The sequence below is a fragment of the Paenibacillus sp. SEL1 genome (assembly GCF_054602535.1).
Genome location: NZ_CM137723.1, coordinates 5,109,409 through 5,133,294, shown reverse-complemented (window position 1 = coordinate 5,133,294; position 23,886 = coordinate 5,109,409). Strand labels below are relative to the sequence as shown.

At 44.9% G+C, this 23,886-nt stretch carries 21 protein-coding genes; 18 read left to right on the top strand and 3 right to left on the bottom strand.

Translation table 11 applies throughout. The features are described 5' to 3' along the window. The first annotated feature begins 134 nt into the window (after nucleotides 1-134). The 6 genes from ACYCSE_RS23420 (at nucleotide 135) to mobB (ending at nucleotide 4,274) form a co-directional block, all read left to right on the top strand. Nucleotides 135-587: an SRPBCC family protein gene (locus tag ACYCSE_RS23420; protein ID WP_459700188.1), complete on the top strand. Its 453-nt coding sequence runs from the start codon at nucleotides 135-137 to the stop codon at nucleotides 585-587. Between the two features lie 192 nt (nucleotides 588-779). Next, nucleotides 780-1,493, top strand: coding sequence for a hypothetical protein (locus ACYCSE_RS23415; protein ID WP_459700186.1), 714 nt, complete (start codon nucleotides 780-782; stop codon nucleotides 1,491-1,493). Then, on the top strand, nucleotides 1,444-1,992 hold the full coding sequence (locus ACYCSE_RS23410) for an accessory gene regulator ArgB-like protein (RefSeq protein WP_459700185.1): 549 nt from the start codon (nucleotides 1,444-1,446) through the stop codon (nucleotides 1,990-1,992). Before ACYCSE_RS23415 ends, ACYCSE_RS23410 begins: the two co-directional genes overlap by 50 nt. After that, nucleotides 1,965-2,096: a hypothetical protein gene (locus ACYCSE_RS23405; protein WP_023988946.1), complete on the top strand. Its 132-nt coding sequence runs from the start codon at nucleotides 1,965-1,967 to the stop codon at nucleotides 2,094-2,096. The genes ACYCSE_RS23410 and ACYCSE_RS23405 overlap by 28 nt, the downstream gene beginning before the upstream one ends. 355 nt (nucleotides 2,097-2,451) lie before the next feature. After that, on the top strand, nucleotides 2,452-3,729 hold the full coding sequence (locus ACYCSE_RS23400) for a molybdopterin molybdotransferase MoeA (protein ID WP_459700183.1): 1,278 nt from the start codon (nucleotides 2,452-2,454) through the stop codon (nucleotides 3,727-3,729). Beyond that, the gene (gene mobB, locus ACYCSE_RS23395) at nucleotides 3,726-4,274 is read left to right on the top strand and encodes a molybdopterin-guanine dinucleotide biosynthesis protein B (RefSeq protein WP_322160880.1); all 549 of its coding nucleotides are present in this window, start codon (nucleotides 3,726-3,728) and stop codon (nucleotides 4,272-4,274) included. Before ACYCSE_RS23400 ends, mobB begins: the two co-directional genes overlap by 4 nt. A gap of 4 nt (nucleotides 4,275-4,278) precedes the next feature. Here the strand turns inward: mobB and xerS are convergent, their stop codons facing one another. Next, complete coding sequence (gene xerS / locus ACYCSE_RS23390) at nucleotides 4,279-5,379, bottom strand: tyrosine recombinase XerS (RefSeq protein WP_069289662.1); 1,101 nt, start codon at nucleotides 5,377-5,379, stop codon at nucleotides 4,279-4,281. 116 nt (nucleotides 5,380-5,495) lie between these two features. Between xerS and ACYCSE_RS23385 the strand changes: the two genes are divergently transcribed. The 7 genes from ACYCSE_RS23385 (at nucleotide 5,496) to ACYCSE_RS23355 (ending at nucleotide 17,014) form a co-directional block, all read left to right on the top strand. Beyond that, on the top strand, nucleotides 5,496-6,005 hold the full coding sequence (locus ACYCSE_RS23385) for a GNAT family N-acetyltransferase (protein WP_459700180.1): 510 nt from the start codon (nucleotides 5,496-5,498) through the stop codon (nucleotides 6,003-6,005). A 256-nt stretch (nucleotides 6,006-6,261) separates the two neighbouring features. Next, nucleotides 6,262-7,905, top strand: coding sequence for an ABC transporter substrate-binding protein (locus ACYCSE_RS23380; RefSeq protein WP_459700178.1), 1,644 nt, complete (start codon nucleotides 6,262-6,264; stop codon nucleotides 7,903-7,905). A gap of 51 nt (nucleotides 7,906-7,956) precedes the next feature. Then, nucleotides 7,957-8,883, top strand: a complete 927-nt coding sequence (locus tag ACYCSE_RS23375) for an ABC transporter permease (protein WP_459700176.1) — start codon at nucleotides 7,957-7,959, stop codon at nucleotides 8,881-8,883. A 30-nt stretch (nucleotides 8,884-8,913) separates the two neighbouring features. Beyond that, complete coding sequence (locus ACYCSE_RS23370; RefSeq protein WP_459700174.1) at nucleotides 8,914-9,810, top strand: ABC transporter permease; 897 nt, start codon at nucleotides 8,914-8,916, stop codon at nucleotides 9,808-9,810. 45 nt (nucleotides 9,811-9,855) lie between these two features. Next, nucleotides 9,856-11,988, top strand: coding sequence for an ABC transporter ATP-binding protein (locus ACYCSE_RS23365; protein ID WP_459700172.1), 2,133 nt, complete (start codon nucleotides 9,856-9,858; stop codon nucleotides 11,986-11,988). A 114-nt stretch (nucleotides 11,989-12,102) separates the two neighbouring features. Continuing rightward, on the top strand, nucleotides 12,103-13,275 hold the full coding sequence (locus ACYCSE_RS23360) for a M20 metallopeptidase family protein (RefSeq protein ID WP_459700170.1): 1,173 nt from the start codon (nucleotides 12,103-12,105) through the stop codon (nucleotides 13,273-13,275). 667 nt (nucleotides 13,276-13,942) lie between these two features. Then, nucleotides 13,943-17,014 carry a X2-like carbohydrate binding domain-containing protein gene (locus tag ACYCSE_RS23355; RefSeq protein ID WP_459700169.1) on the top strand — a complete coding sequence of 1,024 codons (3,072 nt, stop codon included), beginning with the start codon at nucleotides 13,943-13,945 and terminating at the stop codon, nucleotides 17,012-17,014. Between the two features lie 344 nt (nucleotides 17,015-17,358). On the opposite strand, the gene ACYCSE_RS23350 is transcribed toward ACYCSE_RS23355, so the two are convergent. Beyond that, nucleotides 17,359-18,276, bottom strand: a complete 918-nt coding sequence (locus tag ACYCSE_RS23350; RefSeq protein WP_235309707.1) for an AEC family transporter — start codon at nucleotides 18,274-18,276, stop codon at nucleotides 17,359-17,361. A gap of 251 nt (nucleotides 18,277-18,527) precedes the next feature. Between ACYCSE_RS23350 and ACYCSE_RS23345 the strand changes: the two genes are divergently transcribed. Further along, nucleotides 18,528-19,532: a copper amine oxidase N-terminal domain-containing protein gene (locus ACYCSE_RS23345; protein ID WP_322172287.1), complete on the top strand. Its 1,005-nt coding sequence runs from the start codon at nucleotides 18,528-18,530 to the stop codon at nucleotides 19,530-19,532. 206 nt (nucleotides 19,533-19,738) lie between these two features. Continuing rightward, on the top strand, nucleotides 19,739-20,527 hold the full coding sequence (locus ACYCSE_RS23340; RefSeq protein WP_165176959.1) for an SDR family oxidoreductase: 789 nt from the start codon (nucleotides 19,739-19,741) through the stop codon (nucleotides 20,525-20,527). A 79-nt stretch (nucleotides 20,528-20,606) separates the two neighbouring features. Here the strand turns inward: ACYCSE_RS23340 and ACYCSE_RS23335 are convergent, their stop codons facing one another. Beyond that, entirely contained in the window at nucleotides 20,607-21,332 is a 726-nt protein-coding gene (locus ACYCSE_RS23335; protein ID WP_459700166.1) for a DsbA family oxidoreductase, read from the bottom strand. Nucleotides 21,333-21,544: 212 nt separating this feature from the next. Here ACYCSE_RS23335 and ACYCSE_RS23330 point away from each other — a divergent pair, with 212 nt between their 5' ends. The 3 genes from ACYCSE_RS23330 to rbsD are packed head-to-tail and all read left to right on the top strand — an operon-like array spanning nucleotide 21,545 to nucleotide 23,880. Further along, complete coding sequence (locus ACYCSE_RS23330; RefSeq protein WP_459700164.1) at nucleotides 21,545-22,573, top strand: LacI family DNA-binding transcriptional regulator; 1,029 nt, start codon at nucleotides 21,545-21,547, stop codon at nucleotides 22,571-22,573. Further along, complete coding sequence (gene rbsK / locus ACYCSE_RS23325) at nucleotides 22,566-23,444, top strand: ribokinase (protein WP_452567904.1); 879 nt, start codon at nucleotides 22,566-22,568, stop codon at nucleotides 23,442-23,444. Before ACYCSE_RS23330 ends, rbsK begins: the two co-directional genes overlap by 8 nt. A 1-nt stretch (nucleotide 23,445) precedes the next feature. Further along, nucleotides 23,446-23,880, top strand: a complete 435-nt coding sequence (rbsD, locus tag ACYCSE_RS23320) for a D-ribose pyranase (RefSeq protein ID WP_459700162.1) — start codon at nucleotides 23,446-23,448, stop codon at nucleotides 23,878-23,880. Nucleotides 23,881-23,886: the final 6 nt, after the last annotated feature.

Below are 23,886 nucleotides of genomic sequence, written 5' to 3'. Positions count from 1 at the left end.
TGGTGATCATCTAGCGGCACAGCCATCAAGTAGAAGTGGACAGATAAGGGAAAGCAGCCGCAACCTACACCTTTATGGATATAATAATGTAGAGATAATCAAAACTCTGTTTGATTGAAGGGAGCGAAAATTAAATGGTACTATCTATTTCTTGGCCAGATCTTTCACAAAGACCATTTAATCTAATGGTGGAACGAAAAATGGAGTGTTCTCCGAATGTCCTGTATCAGGCGTGGACGAAGCAGTTTGACAGTTGGTTTGCAGCCCCAGGATCAGTATTAATGGAGGCTGAAGTGAACACGACCTTCTTTTTCGAAACGCATTTTGAGGGGAAGCGTCATCCACATTACGGAAGATTTCTAAGACTTGAGCAAAACAGACTTATCGAGCTGACTTGGGTTACTGGCGAAGGCGGCACCAAGGGAGCTGAAACAGTGGTCACCGTTGAGTTTAAACCTCGCGGTAATGGCACGCATCTTTACTTATCGCATGCAGGTTTTCCAGATGAGAATTCAAGGAACCAACATGAGCAGGCTTGGCCGCTTGTAATTGAGCAGCTCGACAAAAGGATGATGCCAGATAGATAATTCAGAAGGTTACAGGCTAAAACTGCAACAAGAGGACGATTTTAAAATCGTTCTTTTCATATTTTTTGACGATAAAAATAAATATTTACCTTACATAAAAACAAATATTACCAGTTTACTAGATTATTTCATTGCCACATCTATTAGTAAAATATACAATTACAACAGGCGAAATAAGAGGATGGTGTATCTGTGTTATCTGCTTTTTTATATATATTACTTGGTGTATTCGATGCTTTGGCCGCTGTTATTTTGGTCTTAAAGCTTTATATGCTTCCCGTGAGGGAATATCGCACAAAAATATTATTCTATGCAATTGGCATAGCTTTGTTTTCCTTTCTAATGAGGGAAGTTATAGGCTTGCCTAAATTAGATTTGCCGCTTCAGTATTTGTTAATGGTTATCTTTTTTAGATTCGGTTTAGGGATCAAAACCCATCTAGCAGCTTTTTCTGCTGGTTCAGGTCTAACGGCCTACATTAACCTACAACTTTTTGTATTTCTGTTTGCGTATTTTTTTGGAGTAGCAGAACCAGGTGCTATTAATCATACTTCTGGCTCTTCTATTTACGTTATTCAGTTATCTTCTATTATTATTGCGTGTTTTATTTCTTATATAATGGGAAAATATAACTTTGGTTTCTCGTTTATAATTCAGCCTCCACATGATTTTTTAAGAGTTGAAAATTACTTATCATCCCTAAATAAGCTGTTGATTCTAGGTGCTCTAATATCAGCTGTCACCATTTTTATTACTTTGTATATGCTCTATAGTTCAAACACCATAGGATTGCTATCCATTTCATTGCTTACTTTCGGCGTGTCGTATTTCTTTTCAGAGAGAGGAGATTATGAGGATGCTAGAAGCGCTATCACGGTACATCGCAACGGAAATAAAAAAAGCTGATCCTGATGGTCCAACAAGTGTAGAAGTGATGGAATATGCGCTTGGTATAAAAATTACCGAAGTGTCTTCGATACTAATGGTTGCGATTATGGCTTGGATGACTGGGCATTTTTGGGGGTCGTTATTAGCTCTAGTAACTATCATGTTTGTAAGAAGATTTTCAGGAGGGGCACACTTCAGTAATCTTACATTTTGTGTCTGTTTTACAACGGCAATATGTGTAACTATACCCTTCGTCTTTTTAAATTTATCAACGATTTTGATTATTAATGCTTGTTCAGTATTAGTGTTTTTAGTTTATGCACCCAATCATTTTATTTATATTCATAAGACCAATAACCACAAATATTATAAAACGGTATGTGTTTTGATTTGTGCGGTGAATTTTTTTGTACACTCCCACATAATATGCTTATCTTTAGCTATTCAAGCATTCAGTATTCTTCCTTTATGGAAAGGAGGTGAACGAAAATGGATAAGAAATTGGCGAGAGCTTTAAATTTAAGACTGGGAAAATACGCTAATGAATCTACCAAAAACGAAAAAACAGTATTTGGCGCTAAACCGATACCGGCAGAGCTCAAGAAAAAAGAAAAGAACTGATTATGTACCGCGTTACTCTAGACATTGTTCTTATACGATCGGGGTAACCGCACAGGCTTGTAAGGAAGCTTTTCAGCTGTGAGATCGAGTCTAGCGCATTTGAAGGCCTGGTACGATTCGAAGCTTCACTTGCTCTATTTCTCATAATAAGCTTGAAGCACTTATAAAGTTATGGAAATGACCCGTGGAATTCACGGGTTATTTTATTGCCAACATACTTATATAGTAAGCCCAACACGCAACAGCACGGGGAAAAGCAGCCGAGTTTGACGTTCTAAACACCCACCCGATTTGCCAGATAACGGTTTTAGCGTTATAACAGAAAGAGGGCATTTTAGAAGAACGGAGTGAGATTATGAATCATACATCATTAAACGCAGAAAAATTCCAGCGTAAAGCAGTTCAGGTGGAAGAGGCGCAAAGCAGGATAGCTAGTCTTGTTAAACGGGGTGAAAGGGAAGACGTAGAGCTGGAGCAGGCGCATGGACGTTATTTGGCAATGGATTTGACCGCACCACACCCGTATCCCCGTTTTCGTCGCTCAGGTATGGACGGTTATGCGATCCTTGGCTCGGACACCGAAGTCTGCTCGTCCGGTCAGGAAATCTGGTTACATGTGATTGATGAAATTCCATGTGGCACCGTATCGGACAAACGGGTGGAGACTGGAATGGCTGCCCGTATCATGACAGGAGCGCAATTACCTGAAGGAGCGGACACGGTTGTCATGCTGGAAGCAACACAGCTACGTGAGGAAAATGGACAGACATATGTCGGCTTGAAGAAGCGTATGGAGATTGGCAAAAATGTGACACAGATTGGTCATGAGATTCAGGAAGGTCAGCTTTTGCTTAGTAAGGGAACCTGCCTGGGAGCAGGGCACATCTCGGTACTGGCTACTTTTGGAGTACATCAGGTACCTGTTTACAGGAAGCCAAGGGTGGCCGTTTTTTCTACAGGATCGGAATTACTTGCAGTGGATGAGCCGTTACAACCAGGGAAAATTCGAAACAGTAATACATATATGCTGGCTTCTCAAATTAGAGAGGCAGGAGGAGAGCCGTTCATTTTACAAGCCATTCATGATGATTTGAGTCTTGCCCGTACCTCTGTACGTGAAGCCATAGCTGCCTATGATATCGTGGTCACGAGTGGAGGAGTATCGGTGGGGGATTTTGATATTATGGGTGACCTGGTACGACAGGAAGATGTGAATATGCTGTTCAACAAGGTTACGATGCGTCCAGGAAGTGTGACCACAGCCGCAGTGATTGACGGCAAGCTGTTATTTGCGCTTTCAGGCAACCCCGGTGCGTGCTTTGTAGGCTGTGAGCTGTTTGTACGGCCGACGATCCAAATGATGTTATCTTCGGCACATCCATATTTACAAACCTGGACGGCGAAGTTAGGCGCAGATTATACGAAGGTAAATAACTATACACGCTTTGTACGCAGCTCTTTGGAGATACGTGGTGGGCAAGTATACGCGATTCCTGCGAGAGCAGATGAATCTAGTGTCATGGTGACCATTAAGGACAGCGACTGTCTGATCGTGATTCCTCCTACAACAGAAGGATTACGCAAAGGTGAAGAGGTGCGAGTACTGGTATTACAAGGTGGACAGGTAACGTGAATACGAAACATCCATTTGTATGTCAAATCGTCGGATTCAAAAATACGGGGAAAACGACCTTTCTCGGAGGGTTGATTCGTTATGTGCAGAAGTCAGGTCTACGCGTCGCAGTGATCAAGCATGATGGACATGAATTTGAAATGGATCATGAGGGTACAGATACGTACAAGCACCGACAGGCGGGTGCTGAAGGCGTAGCTATTGTTTCGGCTGGAAGAACAGCCATTTTAGAGGAGCATAGTCAGCCTGTCACCAGTCTGATCCGGCATTTTCAGGCCTATGATTGTGTGTTGCTGGAAGGCTTCAAGCAGGAGGATTATCCAAAGCTGGTCATGGTGAAGGAACAATCGGATGCTCAGCTTACCGGTAAGCTGACAAATGTACAGGGAGTAGCGGTTTGGGAGCATCAAATGGATTGGGCTCAAGGTCACTACTCAGATGAAATGATACAGATATTTCCTGCCGAGGCCAACGGACCCGCAGGCCGCTGGCTACTCGAACAGATTCAAAAGCAGATAGAAGGAATGAGGAATAAGCAGGGGTGAGACATCAATCGGCTGAGTCGGTTAGAGTCTCTACCCGCCGTTCGATCGCCTGGGACATGGTTTTGTCAGTCAGGTGGGCATACACTTCTGTAGTTTCTGTTGAAGCGTGCCCCAGCTGTTCCTTTGTTTTGTAAATATCATTTTGTAAATAATAATCAGTAGCAAAGGAATGACGAAGCTTATGCACGGTAAGGTAAGGCTTTCCGAAACGCTTGGCGTACTTGATGATCATTGCCTGAATCGCTCTTTTGGTCATCCGTTTGCCTTCTGTACTGCCGTTAGGACGTGCGACAAAGAGAGCTTTTTCTTTTTTTGGGGCGCGGTAACGGGTATGTCTCAGGGACAAATAAAGTATGAGATCATCTTTGGATTGCTCGCGGAAATACACCGGCGTTTTAAAGGTTTCGTCGTTATTGCCTTTGCGGTACACATATAATAATTTATTGTTTATGTCTAAATCATCTAGATTCAGATTGACGATTTCAGATACGCGCAGGCCTGAGTTCAAAATGAGGCTGGCGATGCAGGCATCCCGTTCCTTATTCAGTTCATAGGAGTATAACGCCTGCTTGTTATCGGCCAAATCCTGACCATAGCCTTCATAAATATAACCGATGAATTCAAGCAGTTCTTCCTCTTCCAGTATTTTACCTTTAAGCTTGGCCGCCGTATCCTTGGGTTTATGTATACGCTTGATTTCGACCTTGGCCATAATGTTGCGTTTGAGCAGTGGATAAAAATTTTCATCCTCAGCGATCTGACTCAAATAATGAAAAAGCGAACGCAGGGACGATAGCTTACGTGAAATGGTAATACGGGAGTTGGAGCCTTCGCGCTTAGTAGACAGGAATAATCGAAAGCCTGTAATACTGTCCATATGAAGTGTCTCCAATTCTTCCAGTGTAACTTGGGCATTTGTTTCTCCAGTAGACAAGCCTTCCGAGCGAAGCCATGAAAAGAAAGCTTCGTAATCCCGCACATATTCTAGTAATGTGGAAGGGGACAGGTCGGGTAGCTTGTAATCCATAAATTGCTGCACGTACCATGGTAATCCCGGCATTTTTTCATCTAGTTTGCGCCGGTCGATGATCTTTTGTATATTCATTGGGTTCCACCTCGTCCGGTCATAATATATATGTATTTTAGCATATTTTGCACAGCACTGGATGGGATGTAATTCGAAGTTAAAGAACAGATTGAACCGCCAAGAGAGGTGAAAGTATGGGGTATAATATCAAATCGGAACTGAAGCTGTCTATTAAGAGTGTACCGGAGTCGCAAAAGGACATTATTGTACAGCTCATGCAATTTTATTTATACGATTTTACAGCCTATCTTCGAATTGATGTCACTGAGAAGGGTACATTCCCGGCTTATCCAGACTTGTATCAATATTGGACGAGCGGTGAACAGAAGCTGCCTTTTCTGATTTGGAGACAGGATATTCCTGTAGGCTTTGCACTCGTTGACCGAATGTCCAGCAATCGAGAAGCTGACTACTACATGGCTGAGTTCTTTGTACTTCGTCCTTATCGGCATAATGGGGTTGGGACTTGGGCGGCTCATGAGCTGTTTGGACGTTTTAACGGACGTTGGAAGGTGGCCCAAATGAGCACCAATAGGCCGGCACAATCCTTTTGGCGTAAGGTGATTGGAAGCTATACGAAAGGTGAGTACAGGGAACAAACACATCCGGTAAGAGGGAATGTAAGTCAGTTTTTCAATACCTGAAAAATTCGAAATAGAAAGTCAGTAATGAAAAAGAGTCGGGGAGAGTATCCTATCGGCTCTTTTTTGTTGTCAATTCAAGTCTTCTATCCATCTATAGATCATTCTAATTAGAACCTGCATTGACACTAGAAAAACGCAGGTATACAGTTATTAACATAATTCATATATATCAGATTGGAATTATCAACAATGGAACATCGGCTCCCAAAATGCAATGTAATCATAACATTACCCATCAGATCGGAGAGTGTTTTTCGTGAAACGAACAAGTCGATTTGCAAAAATGGCAGCTTTAACCCTGTCGATGGTGCTAGTCTTATCAGCATGCTCGGGTAATAGCGGAGCCAATTCTACGAATACCGATGCAAATGCAGCAGTAGACGGGCAAGCTGCAGAAGGCGGAGATCTTACCTATGCCCTGGCAACATCGCCGGATTCACTGGACCCACATAAGAGTGGATTGGCAGTAGCATCTCGGGTATATCGTGCGATATTCGATAATTTGGTGGTAAAGCTGCCGGATAATACGATTAAGCCTTGGCTGGCAACCGAATGGAGCGTTTCCGAGGATGGCAAAAGCTATACATTCAAGCTGCGCAAGGACATTAAGTTCCATGACGGAACTCCGTTCAATGCGGAAGCTGTTAAATTTAGCTATGATCGGATTATTGATCCGCAAGCCGTAGTAGGTAATGCCGCTAACTTGCTGGCTCCCTATGAGTCCTCACAGGTGACTGACGAATACACGATTAAATTGAATCTGAAACGACCATCGCAAGCATTTTTGAGCAATTTAAGTGTTCCGGCTGTAGCCATTGTTTCTCCGGCAGGAGTTAAAAAATATGGAGATCAATTCGGTAAGCATCCTGTGGGTACAGGCCCTTTTAAGTTTGTAAAATGGGACGAAAATGCAGAAATCAAAATCGAACGTAACCCGGATTACAAATGGGCACCGGAAACTATTGAAAATCAGGGAGCGCCGTATTTGGACAGCGTGACCTTTAAAATTGTTCCAGAGGAGGCAACCCGGATCGGCAGTGTGCAGAGTGGGCAGGCTTTGGCCGCTGAAACCGTCCCACCGCAGAATATTTTAACGTTGAAGAGCGACCCTAATTTTCAATTGTTGCAGGTCAATACTCTAGGCTTGCCATACACGCTGTTCATTAACCAAAAGAAGATACCGTGGAATGAATTGAAGGCGAGGCAGGCATTACAATATGGTATTGATGTGGGGACAATCGTCAAAACACTGTATCTAGGAACTTATGAACAGGCTTGGTCGCCACTCACTCCAGGTATTTTTGGATATGATAAATCACTGGAAAACGGTTTGCAGCCTGATCTTAACAAGGCCAATCAGTTACTGGATGAGTTGGGATGGGTTAAGGGAGCGGATGGTTTCCGGGTGAAGGATGGACAACGTCTGACGCTGCATTATGTAGACGGCACTCCGAACCGTGAAAAACGGAACGACATTGCAGCCATTATTCAACAGCAGCTGAAGAAAATCGGTGTTGATGTGAAGATTGAAATTACCAAGGATATTGCAACAGTTGTATATACGAATGGAAACTATGATTTCTACGGAAATAGCCAGGTCAATGTGGACCCGAACGCTTTATATGCTTTTTACCACACGGCGGCACCAAATCAGCGGCCTACATTGCCTAACTTCTCCAATCCAGAGGTCGACAAGCTGTTGGAGCTGGGAGCTATTGAAAAGGATGATGCCAAGCGGGAGGAGATTTACAAAAAGGTGCAACAGCTAATCCGCGATCAGGCCGTCATCATTCCTATTTATGTTTTCCCTTATACGGTTGGAGCCGCCAAGTCTGTGCAGGGTCTCAAATTCGACGTAGTGGGTTATCCGCTCTTTAACGATGTGCGTATACAAAAATAGTATTGCTAAATAGTTTTCTGGGGACCATTCAGACGGGAAGGAGTGTGGGCTATGATCAGAGCTGTTGCAGCAAGACTGGTTACTTCTTTGTTGGTCATTCTGGGTTCCTGTATTTTGGTGTTCAGTATTTTGTATCTGCTTCCGGGGGACCCGGTGGATTCGATTCTTGACCCTTCAACAGCCACGCCAGAGATGATCGCCAATTTGCGTCATAAGCTGGGAGTGGATCAGCCTTTTCATGTTCAGTTTTTGAACTATTTCGGAAATCTGCTACAAGGTGATTTTGGAAAATCACTGCTCAATGCTGATCCGGTGCTGCCTAAAATATGGGTCAATCTCCCGCCTACACTGGCGCTGACGCTTGCCGGTTCTGCTATTTCGGTCATTATCGGTGTCCTGCTTGGAGTGCTGTCAGCCATTCATCGGGATAAGCCGATTGATATCATCGCACGAATCGTTGGATTGTTCGGCATTTCTATGCCCACATTCTGGTCAGGCATTCTGCTGTTGCTTATTTTCTCCATTCACTTGGGATGGCTGCCTGCTATGGGCTCGGATGGTTGGAAAACCCTTGTGCTTCCGTCTCTCACTTTGGGCATTGTCGGTGCAGGGTTCATTGTCAGAATGGTGCGCAACAGTATGCTGGAGGTCATTAATGAGCAGTTCATCGTAACGCTCCGTTCCAAGGGTTTGTCTGAGAAGGTTATTATGTATCGCCATGCGCTACGCAATGCGTTGATTCCAGCGATAACGATGATCGGGATGCTGATGGGAGAAATGCTGGCCGGAGCAGTTGTGAGTGAGACGGTATTTTCACGGCAAGGCATTGGGCGTTTAATTGCGGATGCAATTATGGCTAAAGACTTGCCCGTTGTGCAGGGAGTTGTATTGTTCTCTGCCATCATGTATGTGATCGTAAATCTGCTGGTGGATATATCGTATACGTTCATTGATCCAAGGGTTAGACGCTCGGCGTAAGCCGGAAGGATTCAGGGAGGAGGAAGACGGTTGAGAGAAACAATGGCTGCCAAAACAATTTGGAAGGAAAGAAAGCTGCGGGTAGCTCGGCAAACTGGAAAGTTGCGGTTCGGTGGAGTGTCGGATGGGTTCGTATATGCGGCGGGACTAATTATTGTGTTCGTAATCGCCTGTGCGGCGTTTCCACAATGGATTGCTTCTTATGCACCCACAGAAATGTTAAGCGACCATATTTTACAAGGCCCAAGTGCTACTCACTGGTTCGGAACGGACTATTTTGGGCGGGATGTATTCAGTCTGGTTGTTCACGGAAGTCGGGATTCTCTGTTTATTGGCTTTATGTCGGTACTCGTCGGCGGTCTGGTGGGTGGAATTATTGGTGCGCTCTCAGGTTACATTGGCGGTACAGTGGATTCGATACTGATGCGATTTATTGATATTTTGATGACTATTCCTGGCATTCTGCTGGCTTTGGCGATTGCGGCGGCTCTTGGCCCAAGTTTGTTCAATATTGTGCTGGCGGTAGCCATATCTGCTGTCCCCGGTTATGCAAGAGTTATGCGCGGTCAAATTATGAGTATAAAAGGACGTTCTTACGTCACGGCTTCACGTTCCATCGGAGTTACACCCTTCGGGATCTTTTGGGGTCATGTGCTTCCTAATTCCTTGTCCCCTTTGCTCGTGATGGCGACGCTTGGCATCGGTAGCGCTATTTTGGCCGGATCGGGATTAAGCTTTCTGGGACTTGGCACAGTAAAGGAAATTCCGGATTGGGGAACAGTATTGTCTCAAGGACGAGGATATTTGACAGTAGCTTGGTGGATATGTACCTTTCCTGGCCTAGCCATTACGTTATTTGTGTTGTCAGTCAATATTTTGGGCGACAAGCTGAGAGACCAGTTGGACCCGAAAAAGAATGCAAACTAGCATCAGGAAGCCTATTCTTAAGTGCTATAGAAGGAGGGAGTTCGTTTGTCATCTTTGCTGGAGATTGAACATTTGTCGGTCGATTTTCACACTAAAAAAGGTTTGCTGCAAGCACTCGACAACGTATCACTAACGATCGGGGCGGGAGAAACGGTCTGCCTCGTCGGAGAATCCGGCAGCGGAAAAACGATTACCTCCAAGGCGATTATGCGGCTAATCGATTATGAAAACGGACGAATTGCCCAAGGACAAATACGGTTGCAGGGCATAGATTTGACCGTTTTGTCGCAGCAGGAATTACGCTCACTTCGCGGCAAAAAGATGGCGATGGTATTTCAGGAGCCGATGTCGGCGTTTGATCCGGTGTACACTATCGGGTATCAGCTGATAGAAATCATCATGGAGCATGACCGGAAGACACGAAAGCAAGCATGGACTCATGCGGTTCATTTGCTGAACAGGGTAGGGATTCCTGAACCAGAAATTCGCATGAAGCAGTACCCCGGAGAACTGTCCGGTGGGATGCTACAACGGGCAATGATTGCAATGGCACTTTCATGTGGCCCTGAGCTGCTAATAGCGGATGAACCAACAACGGCGCTGGATGTAACGATTCAGTCACAAATTTTGCAATTGCTTCAGGAATTAAAGGCAGAATTCAACATGTCGATTCTGTTGATTACGCATGATTTGGGTATTGCGGCATCGGTAGCGGATCGAATTGTTGTGATGTATGCCGGTCGAGTTGTGGAGCAGGCAGCGACGGAAGAACTGTTCGAGCTGCCATTGCACCCTTACACTAGAGGGTTGCTTCGTTCGGTGGCAACACTGGATACAGATCGCAGCAGCAAGTTGTTTTCGATCCCAGGGGCAATTCCGAGCCTGAGTGCATTGCCTTCAGGCTGCTTGTTTCACACGCGTTGTCCGCACGCGACGGATCATTGTAAAGACGAAGCGCCACCGCTGGCAGCCAAGGATGAACGCGAGGTAGCTTGCTGGCATTCCGAGCAATTGGCTACGTCCGGTGATTGGCGTATTACAGAGCTATCTGTGAAAGGGCAGATCACAGCAGATGCTGTTGCAAAGGCAACCGAAGTAAAGGAAGAAGTGACGAACGTATCTGCTGTTGATGGGGCTAAGGTGAGCATTCATGGCATACAGGTAAAGGACTCCCCTGAATCCAATGAGACTATCATGGAAAATGTCCAGAACAAGCAGGACTTGTTTCGGGTGGATGGACTTCGCAAGTATTATCCGGTGAAAAAAAGCTTTCCCGGTCGGATTGGTGCTTCGATCCGGGCGGTGGATGATGTATCGTTTTTAATTCGAAAGGGCGAAACCTTTGGTTTGGTCGGAGAATCCGGCAGTGGTAAGTCTACTTTAGGCCGGATGCTGATGCAGCTGGAACGTCCGACCTCCGGGCAGGTATGGTTCCAGAATCAGGAGCTAACACGTTTAGGAAATTCTGAGTTGCGATCCGTTCGTCGTGATATGCAGATGATTTTTCAAGACCCCTACGGATCTCTTGATCCACGGTGGAGTGTAGGAGATATCATAGGGGAGCCGCTTGCAGTTCATGAAGGGCTGAATGGCAAGGCAAAGCAGGAACGGGTGGAGGAACTCTTGAGCGCTGTTGGATTATCACCTTCGCTAGTTACGCGATATCCGCATGAATTTTCGGGAGGACAGCGCCAACGAATCGGGATAGCCCGTGCCATTGCTCTGCAACCGCAGTTTATTTTGGCGGATGAGGCAGTGTCGGCTTTGGATGTTTCCGTTCAGGCGCAAATTGTCAATCTGCTTCAGGATTTACAGCGTAAGCTGGATACGACCTATTTGTTTATCGCACACGGATTGCATATAGTCCGTCATATTTCAGACCGGATAGGAGTTATGTACTTGGGAAAACTCGTAGAAATTGCGCCAAGTGACGAGTTGTTCAGGCATCCTGCCCATCCGTATACCCGAGGGCTTGTTGCCTCGATACCTAATCCAAATCCGAAAAACCGCCGGGAGCTAATTACGATACAAGGTGAGATTCCTTCGCCTGCGAAGCCTCCATCCGGCTGTCGTTTTCATACCCGCTGTCCACTAGCGACCTCGCGTTGCCGTGAGGAAGTGCCTGGACTGACAGCGATTAGCACAGGACATTATGCCGCTTGTCATTACCCGTCCTAGGTTCAAGACACCCCTTTGATCTACTATCGGTATGATAAGAGAACTACATTCTACAGGCCGTTCATGGTAAGATAAGGATAGAAGTATATAAATTCAATAGGAAAAGAGGGTATTATGCTAGAAAAATGGGTTCAGGAATTAAAAGATGGTGAACAAGAGCTGATTGCATGGAGAAGACATCTACATCAGCATCCCGAGCTTTCTTTTGAAGAAACGAATACGTCTGCATTTATCGCCGATCAATTGCGCTCTTTTGGCATTGAGGTAAGAACGAATGTGGGTGGAAACGGTGTGCTCGGGTTTTTAAAAGGCGGTCAGCCAGGTAGAACGATTGCATTTCGTGCTGATTTTGATGCGCTTCCCATTCAGGATGAAAAGGATGTGCCTTATAAATCGACCGTTCCGGGTGTTATGCATGCCTGCGGACATGATGGTCACACGGCTGCGTTACTTGGAGTGGCACGCGTATTGAGCCATAACCGTGAGGCGTTGAAGGGAAAGCTTGTGTTTATTTTTCAACATGCAGAAGAAAAACCGCCTGGTGGAGCCAAGTTTATGATTGAGGATGGCTGTCTGGATGGGGTAGAGGCGGTATACGGTATTCACCTCGCCTCTGAAATTCCGCTTGGTAAAATTGGATTAAAGAGTGGGCCTGCGATGGCGGCTGTCGACGCGTTTACGATCCAGATCAACGGTAAAGGCGGGCATGGTGCACGACCGCATCAGACGGTGGACTCTATTGTTATCGGCAGTCAAATTGTGAACGGGTTGCAGCAGGTGGTTAGTCGCAGGGTGGACCCTATTGAATCAGCAGTGTTAACGATTGGGGTATTTCAAGCTGGAACTGCCTTTAATGTGATTGCAGATAAGGCCAAAATTGAAGGGACTGTACGTACGTTCAATAAGGAAGTGCGTAAGGAAGTCGAGAATGAAATTCGCAGTATCGTCAAGGGGTTGACTGAGGCTTATCATGCCGGATACGAAATTGACTATTTGAATGGCTATCCTTCTTTGGTGAATGCCGAAGCCGAAACGGAACGTGTACGCGAGCTCATTGGCAGACTGTATGGAGCAGACGCTTTTTTGAATTTGAAGCCGGTCATGGGAGCAGAGGATTTTGCTTATTATTTGGAGCATCGACCGGGAGCATTCATTCATGTGGGTGCACGTAATGAGGATGAACGAACGCATTTTGCTCATCACCATCCTCACTTTGATTTTGATGAGCGAGCATTGCTCGTCTCAGGACATATATTTTTAGCTCTGGCGCTTGAATACTTGCAATAATATGCATATGTTTATGACTGACGACAGTATTAACGGAAGCAACTGAAGCTGGAACCGCGCATAGCGCGGTCAGGCTGTCGAGAAACCCCCTGTTTTTTTGCAGAGGGTTTAAAACTGTCTTAGTGGTCTAAAAACTAGGGTCCTCAGATCGTTTTAAATCGATTTTTGTTTTAAAAGATGCGTCTCCCCATATAAAAATAGAAGTGTCGAAAAGTCCTCTGGACTTTCTCGACACTCTGACCGCGCATAGCGCGGTTTTTTGTTGTAAATCAAAGTATTTTGACACCCATAAAGAATGAAAATGAAGTAATTAATTCATTATATAAAAAATTCATAATAGAATTAAATAAAAGGTGTTAACTCTGAAGGAAGTCCAAACCTCATATTATAAGCTGAGGAGCAGGAGATAATATTGCATTATCTTGATTTTTCGCACAAGGAAATGAGAAAAAGATGACGAATCTATTGAGCAAGACACTTATGTAAGCGCTAACAAAACGAGTATCGCACCGTATATATTGGTTGAATGGGGGTGAGCCTGAGAAAACATTTGTCAGATTTGTGAGAAGCAACGATAACGATAGGAACGTATTCAGAATCGGCTGATTGCTTTTATCTCAAAATGACTCGCATATTCAAATGATATTGAAGAAGGAGGTTGAATTCATTGACTAAGGCAAAAAACAGGTTGAGAATTGCTTGTTTGGCGCTTGTGGTAGCGGGTGCTTCCTGGACAGGAATGATAGCACCGGCTCATGCTGCTCCAAGTGACGATTACAGTTGGAAAAGTGTCGTTACGGGTGGAGGTGGTGGTTTTGTACCTGGCATTATTTTTAATGAAACGGAAAAAGACCTAATCTATGCCCGTACAGATATTGGAGGAGCTTACCGCTGGAATGCTGCCAATGAGAGCTGGATTCCACTGACGGATTCTGTGGGCTGGGAGGATTGGAACAAAAATGGTGTGGATGCACTGGCGACCGATCCTATTGATCCGAATCGTGTATATATAGCTACAGGTACGTATACTAATTCATGGGATAAAGAAAACGGGCAGATTATGCGTTCCACCGACAGGGGCAATACGTGGCAGACAACCAAGCTTCCTTTTAAGGTGGGGGGCAATATGCCAGGGCGTTCAATGGGTGAACGTCTGACGATTGATCCAAATAAGAATAATATTTTGTTCTTTGGAGCTCGAAGTGGTAATGGACTATGGAAAAGCTCTGACTTCGGAGAAACTTGGAGCAAGGTGAGCAGTTTCCCGAATCCAGGGACGTATGTACAGGACCCTTCCAATGAATATACCAGCGACATTGTCGGTTTGGCCTGGATTACTTTTGACAAAAAAACAGGCTCTTCCAGTAAAGCAACGCAGACGATCTATGTAGGTGTTGCAGATAAAAAGCAAAGCGTCTATCGCAGTACAGATGGCGGGACAACCTGGTCTGCTATAGCGGGACAGCCTACGGGCTATTTGCCACATCACGGTGTGTTATCAGCGGACGGCAACTTGTATATTTCTTATAGCGATGGAGCTGGTCCATATGACGGAACAAAGGGTGAACTGTGGAAATTGAATACAGCAAGCGGGCAGTGGACTAACATTAGCCCTATTGGTAGCAGCAGCGCGGACAATCATTTTGGATATGGTGGACTGACGGTGGATGCCCAGAAGCCAGGCACACTTATGGTTGCTACCTTGAATGCCTGGTGGCCGGATGAAACAATTTATCGCAGCACGGATAGTGGAGCAACCTGGAGTCCTATTTGGGAATTCGATGGTTATCCGTCTCGCAAGCTGAAATACAATCTGGATATAAGCGGTGCGCCTTGGCTGACTTTCAATGCTAACCCTGCTCCACCGGAAGCATCGCCCAAGCTGGGCTGGATGATCGGAGATCTGGAGATAGATCCGTTTAATTCAGACCATATGCTGTACGGCACCGGAGCTACGATTTATGGCTCTAAAAATCTGACCAATTGGGATAAAGGTGGAAAGCTGGATATTTTGGTAGCCGCTAAAGGGGTGGAGGAAACAGCGATTTTGGATTTGGTGAGCCCTCCAGTTGGCGCGCCTTTGGTGAGCGCAGTAGGTGATGTCTCTGGTTTCAGGCATGACGATCTGTTCAAGGCTCCAGCTAAAATGCTGGATAATCCGACCTTTACAAGCAGCGAAAGTATCGATTATGCCGAGCTGAATCCTTCTTTTATGGCCCGGGTAGGTAAAGCGGATTATAAAAAAGATCCAAATGCCAAATCCATCGGTTTTTCCAATGATGGCGGAGCCAACTGGTATAAGGCAAATAGCGAGCCTTCCGGTACAGCAGGAGGAGGCAGCATCGCCGTAGCGGCAGATGGGAATGGCTTGCTGTGGAGTACATCGGACAAAGGTGTGTTCTACTCCAAAACTGGCGGCAACGCATGGACAGCAAGCACAGGGATTCCAGCGAATGCAAAGATCGTCTCTGATCGAGTGAACCCTAATAAATATTACGCATTTGCCTCCGGGAAAATATATGTGAGCACCAATGGAGGCGTATCCTTTACGCCATCAGCGGTAACTGGCTTACCGACAGCAGGCAATGCTGATATTGATGCTGTACGAGGAGCAGAAGGAGATGTATGGTTCGCTGGAGGCTCCGAGGATGGAGGACCATATGGCTTATGGCATTCCAAGGATTCTGGCGCTACGTTCACCAAGCTCTCTAATGTGCAGGAAGCGGATTTTGTAGGCTTTGGTAAGGCAGCGCCGAACCGTACGAATGCAGGGGTATTTATCGTTGGTAAAATTGATGGTACACGTGGATTTTACCGTTCGGACGATGCTGGCGCAAACTGGGCGCGCATTAATGATGACAAGCATCAATATGCTCGAGTGACCAAAATTATTGGGGACCCTCGGGTTTACGGACGTGCTTATCTGGGAACGAATGGCCGCGGCATTCTGGTGGCAGATCGTGTGGGTGGTGATCAGCCATCTACCGGGCAAGCAAGTATTACACCAACGACTGCAACCTATGGAGTAGATAACAGCAATACCGATATTACTGTCAAGCTTACACTTAACGGTAATACGCTAGAAGCGATCAAGCAGGGGAGCGTGGTGCTGAACAAGGGTGAAGATTATACAGTTAGTGAAGAAACAGTCGTTCTTACTAACAAGTATTTATCGAAACTTCCTAAAGGAGAGACCACGCTCAACTTCCATTTTAGTACAGGCACTGATGCGTTGTTCACGATTACGGTGAAAGGGGATACGCCAAGTGAGCCGGGAACAGGCGAGGGCGTTCTGAAGGTGCAAGCCTTCAATGGGAATGTATCCGCCACAAGCAATACAATCAGTTCCAAATTTAAAATAACCAATACGGGAACCTCATCAATTTCCCTAGCAGACGTGACATTGCGTTATTATTACACCATTAACGGGGAGAAAGCACAAAATTTCTTCACGGATTGGTCGAGCGTCGGTACAGGGAATGTGATTGCTAGCTTCAAAACATTATCCAATGCGAAGCCAGGGGCAGATTCTTATGCAGAAATCGGGTTTAACTCAGCTGCGAGTTCTTTAGAGCCCGGTCAAAGTGTGGAGTTGCAAACCCGGATATCCAAAGAGGACTGGAGCAGTTACACGCAAACCGATGATTATTCATTTAATCCCACAGCAAACAGTTTACAAGATTCTGCTAAAATAACCGCTTACCTGTCTGGAAGCAAGCAATGGGGAATTGAGCCCTAAACCTTAATAAGGATAATCCTAAGTCAGCCACTCTAATGAGTGAGCTGGCTTTATTTTTGATGATCTTGTTGTCCCGCATTCTTTTTTAGGGAAAAAGCAACGACAAATTGAAAACAGGCAGATAATAGAGATTCAAATTAAAGAGTATAATTATTTCACTATATGAAAAATTCATAATAGAAAAAAACTCTTTCTCGCATACGATATCCACAAAACAAACACACCACTTTAAGTAGAAAAAGAAACACTGACGGGAACATATGTTCTTTTATCTCGAAAAAGGAAACGCTCCTGTCCTTAGACAAAAAGCGTCTCTAATCCATTTTTTATATTGATCATACACCTCAAACAAGATGCCGGGATGCTGAAATTAATAGGGTCATCGTAATGACATTCACAATCGTGGAAAGTAATACTGTTTGTGCGGCAAAATCGGGTTCGTTTTTATATTCTTCCGCCAAAATACTGGTATTAACGCCGGTAGGCATACCCGATGCAATGAGCAAGGCTTGAGCGGGAATTCCCTTAAGACCCAGCAGCAAGACGAGCATAAAACCGACCATTGGACCAACAATCAGGCGTAGTACCATACTGATGTACACGGCAGTCCGGCGCAAACGAAAGGGATATTGCACAATTTGTGCTCCCAAAGTAAGCAGAGCCACGGCAACCATCGACTGACTAATATAATTCAAAGGTTCAGCTAGTAAATTAGGCAATGGACTATGCAGCAGATTTAGGAGCAAACCTAGCGCAAGCGCATAGGGAACAGGCATTTTTAAAAAATTAATTAATATTTTTCGAGTATTGGCCTTGCCGTTTTGCACAACAAAAGTGCCGTATGTAAATGTGACAAAGCTTTGAAAGGTCATAATCAGAGCTTGAACGGAAATGGCCAAAGGGTCACCTTTGAACACCAACTGATTGATTGGCAGACCATAATTTCCTGAATTATCTAGCATTACACTATTTGTAAAAGCTCCACGCATTCCGGGACTGTATTTCAGAGATCTGGCGACGGTAGTGCTGATTACGTACAGAATAGCTATGTACAAGGCATAAAAAAGTGAAACCTCACCCATGAGCATTAAAGAAATTTCCGAGTTATAAAGACCCGTAAACACAACTGCGGGGGTGATATAGTAAAAATTGATTTTAGCTAAGGTATACAAATCCAGTCGAAAATAATATTGCATGATACAACCAAAACCGATAAGTACAAAAATAGGTAAAACAACGTCCAAAAGAATGGTGCCGAACATGTCTGTTTCATCTTCTTTCTATTATGCGAATGTAAAGGCTGATACTTAAAAATGCATGTGTAATTCTCATTATACTGTGTAAATAGGTTAGGCGTATAATAAAATTTTATAGTGGTTTTGGCAATCTGGACTGCGGCTATATTGGTGTCCCACACATTAGTTAAAGAAAAGATAAAAAATCAGCTTAGAGAAGCCGTTAATACATCTAGGGACATTTGAGCCCGGTCTTTACTATAAGGAGGAATCGCATCATGAGAAACACTTGGACAGCTTTATTAGCGTGTATACTGGTCTTGGGATTGGCAGCAGGAACCGCTGAGGCCAAGCAGGGACGCGGAAATGATCATGAGAACAAACAGGAAGCAAAGACGTCTGTTAAAGACGGGAATGAAAAGAGTGGGGAAGAGCTAATCAATCCCCATGACTCAGACAATGATCAGTCCAAAAAACAAAAGGACAAAGCATCCGGCAAAAAGGATGAAAACAGTAAAAAAGAAAAACACGCAGAAATCAGAAAAACCGAACCTGTTGCAGTAACGGATGATACGTACGAGGAGTCCAAAGACCATAATGGTCACAAGGGACGCAACGGTTACAAGGGTCTGCTTCACGCGGTAGAAAATACAAAGGATAAGCCGGCAGGAGCGGTTATTGCGAATCTGCTGCTTACGAAATACCCGGACCGTTTGACTCCAGAGCAGGTTGCTGAACTTGAATTGATTCGGAATTCTGGTAAAGCACTGACTGAAGCAGCTGAGCTACTGGCTGAAAACGGAAATGTGACAGATGCCGTATACATGCAAGAGGAGGCGGTACTGGCTAATGTGTCCGACCTGGACAGCTACAAAAAGCTCGGTGAATTCTCGAAGAAGGCTGGACGGCCGTCGGGTATGAAGCTGTTCGTGAATGGTGAAGAATACGATGCCAAACCGATTAACCGCAAGGGGACCACACTTGTTCCGTTTAGAGCAGCTTCCGAAGCTTTGGATGCAAAGGTTTCCTGGGATCCGAAAGAAAAGGCTGTTACTGTCACCCGTAACGGCGTGTCCGTTAAATTATTTGTTAACAGTCCGAAAGCATATATTAACGGTCAGCCGTATTCTATCGAGCAGCCAGCATCCATAGTGGATGGGACGACAATGGTACCTGTAAGGGTAATCGGAGAGGCCTTGGGGACAAATGTTAAATGGGAGCCTGAGAGCCAGTCCGTTGTTGTATACGAGCAGCCAACAACAACTACTACATCAACATCATAACGTGTTGTAAACAAACAAAATTTTGTGAACAAAAAGGGTCCCTGACTAAATGTCAGGCCTTTTTGTTTTACCTTGCAATTAATGATTTCGTATTCTTTTTAGTGGTGAGAAGATAGATAGCCTTCATGATACTACAAGCTATTCGCATTAAGTGCTGGTCATGTGTACAATTAAATAGAGAACACTGAGAAAAGGGAGTGTCATAGATGGATTTAGGATTAACGGGAAAAATAGCCTTTGTTGCAGGTTCCAGTAAAGGACTCGGCAAGGCAAGCGCACGGGAGCTGGCACGCGAGGGTGCGAATGTCGTCATTTCAGGACGGAACGAAGCAGAGCTTCAGCGGACGCAGGCGGAATTACTGGAAACAGCGAGTGGCCGCGTTGAATATGTAGTTTGCGATGTAACAAAACCAGAACATATCTCCCAGGCCATCCGCCGTACAGCTGACTTGTTTGGCACCGTTGATATTTTGGTTAACAATGCGGGTGGGCCTCCTGCCGGTACCTTTGATGATTTTACAGATGAAGTGTGGATGCAGGCCTTTGAACAAAATTTACTTAGTCATATCCGGTTGATCCGTGAGGTGTTACCATATATGAAAAAACAACAAAACGGTAGGATTTTAAATATTGCTTCTTCCTCAGTTAAACAGCCAATTCCGGGGTTAATCATTTCAAATACGCTACGTACGGGAGTCGCTGGATTGGCGAAAACATTGTCTCTGGAATTAGCTCCTCATAATATTCTGGTACATACTGTAGCACCGGGGAGAATTGCAACCGATCGCGTGCGTAGCTTGGACGAGCATCGAGCTGAGAAAACCCAGCAAACGACGGATCAGGTTCGTAAACAAGCAGAAGAGGGCATTCCATTGGGGCGGTATGGAGAGCCTGAAGAGTTCGGTAAAGTTGTTGCTTTTCTGGCGTCTTCAGCTTCATCCTATTTGACAGGGAGCACCATCCTTGTGGATGGCGGAATGATTAAATCGTTATAAAATAAAGATGCGTGCCAGCCTCAGGTTTAATTGGGTGCTGGCACGCTTCTTTAAAATTTATTTAGGGAATAGATAATCTTCATTCACGGCCTGGAAGCTCACAACCCTCATCGGTACATATACCACCTTCATCTTGTTTGGACGAGCTGCCGCTTATCATGGTGAAAGGTGAGCGTTCATCCCATGCTTTTTGAAGCGCATCATGGAATACTTCCTCCGGCTGGGCACCAGAAACAGCAAATTTTCGATCAAATACAAAGAATGGTACACCCTGAACACCTAACTCAGCGCCTTCGGATTCATCAGCTCTAACTTCGTCGGTAAAACGATCACTGGCTAATATAGCAGCCGCTTCCTTTTGATCCAAACCAACCTCAGTAGCCAGCGCTACCAGCACTTCATGATCCCCTGTATGCTTGCCTTCGATGAATACAGCCTGGAATAAACGCTCGCTCAGTTCCAGCATTTTGCCTTGTGTTTGAGCCCAAAGTGTTAAGCGGTGAGCATCAAGAGAGTTCGTCGGCACCATGGCATGAATATTATAATCAAGACCCGCAGAGCGTGCGTTTTCGTTCATTCGATCATTCAAAGCCTGAGCCTCTTGCAGACTGACCCCATATTTAGCGGATAGTTCTTCATTGATCGTTTTACCGCTATCTCTCACAGCATCCGGGTTCAATTCGAAACTCTTGAATGTCAATTGCACCTCATTGCGATGTGGAAATTGCTGTAATACTTGCTCCAAACGGCGTTTGCCAATATAACAGAATGGGCACATATAATCAGACCATACTTCAATATTCATCAGGAAAAAGCCTCCATGTATACGTATTTTATTGAGTAACCGGGAGAGGTGCTCCCCACTTTAGAATGTGTATAAAGGTGGAACTTCATTAGTTACAATAAGAATTATAAAGCTAAAGCATTCAACGTGCAAATAATTAATGCTTGTCAAAAAATTAATGCTATGATATTTTATATGTGTAACCGGTTACACATTGGAGTTGAACCTACACTATGACAACAATTAAAGAAGTCGCCAGCTTTGCAGGTGTTTCCGTAGCGACCGTATCCAGAGTTATTAATGAAACTGGATATGTACATGAGGATACACGGCGAAAGGTAGAGGCTGCTGTGAGGCAGTTAAATTACAAGCCCAATGAAGTTGCACGTTCTTTGTATAAAAAGAAATCCAGATTAATCGGCCTGCTGCTGCCGGATATTACGAACCCTTACTTTCCCTTGTTAGCTCGTGGGGTGGAGGATCGAATGCAGGAAAATGATTTTCGGATTATTTTCGGTAATAGTGATGAAGATCGCCAAAAAGAATTGGATTACATGGATACTTTTGTTCAAAATAATGTCGTTGGTGTTATTTCTTCTACCAATGATCCCGATGCCGACTGTTACGCCAAACTGAAGATCCCGGTCGTTTTTCTCGATCGAACTTCCAGTGACAGCCTCTCCGTATATGCGGATGGAGCCCATGGCGGTTGCTTGGCTGCTCAAGAAATGGTTGCCCGCGGCAGCAAACAAATTACAGTCATGCAGGGCCCTGCACATATTCGTCCAGCACAAGACCGTTTTCGCGGGGCGGTTGAAGAGCTTCAGCAATCCGGAATTGCTTACCATGTGGTCGAGACAACTTCCTTTTCATTCAAGGAGGCCGAGTCGTGGGCCAAAGAGCTGTTTAGCAAGTACCCGGATACGGACGGAGTTATCGCAAGTAACGATATCGTGGCTACAGCGGTGATGCATGAGGCACATAGATTAGGAAAGAAAATCCCGGATAATGTTCAAATTATCGGGTTTGATGATATACCATTAAGCAGTTTGTTATTCCCGCCTTTGTCAACGATCCGACAACCTGCTTATGAAATGGGCTGGGAAGCAGCAGGACTACTCATTCAGCTGATTGAGCAGTCGCAAGTAACGAAGTCAAGCGTACCTAATCTTCATTCGAAAGTACTTACCTATTCAAGCATACAATTGCCCGTCAAATTTATAGAACGGGAAACGACGAGAAAGGTGGATTATGATGGCTAAAATTTCGATTATCGGAAGCAGTTCTATGGATCTCGTAGTTACTTCGTCCAAACGTCCCGGTGCTGGTGAAACGGTATTGGGTGAAAGCTTTACAACCGTACCTGGAGGTAAAGGAGCCAATCAGGCAGTAGCCGCAGCACGACTCGGAGCAGCCGTTACGATGATTGGACGTGTAGGGGATGACCATTTTGGAGAACAGATTTTACGAAATTTTGAAGAAAATCATGTTCATACTGGTTATGTGAAACCGGTTACACATATGGAAAGCGGTACAGCGCATATTGTACTCGCTGAAGGTGATAACAGTATTGTCGTGGTAAAAGCAGCAAATAATGAAGTGACACCCGCCTATGTGGAAGAAGCGCTTGACGTCATCCGAAGTTCGGATATTGTGCTAATTCAACAGGAAATACCAACAGAAACGGTTGTTTATGTAAGCGAGATTTGTGCGAAATACCAGATACCCTTGTTGCTGAATCCAGCCCCGGCTCGTGAAGTGGAAGAAAGCGTAATTGCGAATGCGACCTACATTACGCCAAACGAGCATGAAGCTGCCATTATGTTTAAGGATATGAGCCTGCAAGAAGCGTTGCGTAAATATCCCAACAAGCTGTTTGTGACTGAGGGCAGCAACGGTGTACGATTTTTCGACGGAGAACAGGAAGTCGTGGTTCCTACTTATAAAGTAGAAGCCGTTGATACAACAGGTGCAGGAGATACGTTTAACGCTGCTTTTGCAGTGGCACTGGCCGAAGGAAAATCGCTGGCCGACAGTGTGAAATTTGCTAATCGTGCTGCGTCATTGTCCGTAACCAAATTTGGAGCCCAAGGTGGAATGCCAACCCGTCGTGAAGTGGAGGAGCAAATATAATATGAAGAAACATGGAATCCTAAACAGTCATATATCCAAAATACTGTCGGATCTCGGCCACACAGACTATATTGTCGTGGCTGATGCCGGCTTACCTGTTCCTGAAGGCGTTACCAAAATTGATTTGGCCCTTAAACTGGGTGTTCCATCCTTTCAGGACGTCGTTGATGTCATTGCAGCAGATATGGTGATCGAAAAAGTAACGCTGGCCGAAGAAATCAAACAAGAAAATGAACAAGCATTGCAGTATATTATGCGCAACTTTGCAGGGGAGCAATTAGAACATCCACAGATTAATAAGCAGGCTGCCGTCATTGAGTTTTGCTCTCATGAACAATTCAAGGAGCTGACCCATTATGCGAAGGCGGTCATTCGTACAGGAGAGGCTAAGCCATTTGCCAATTGTATTTTGCAGGCAGGAGTTCATTTTGGATAAATCAAT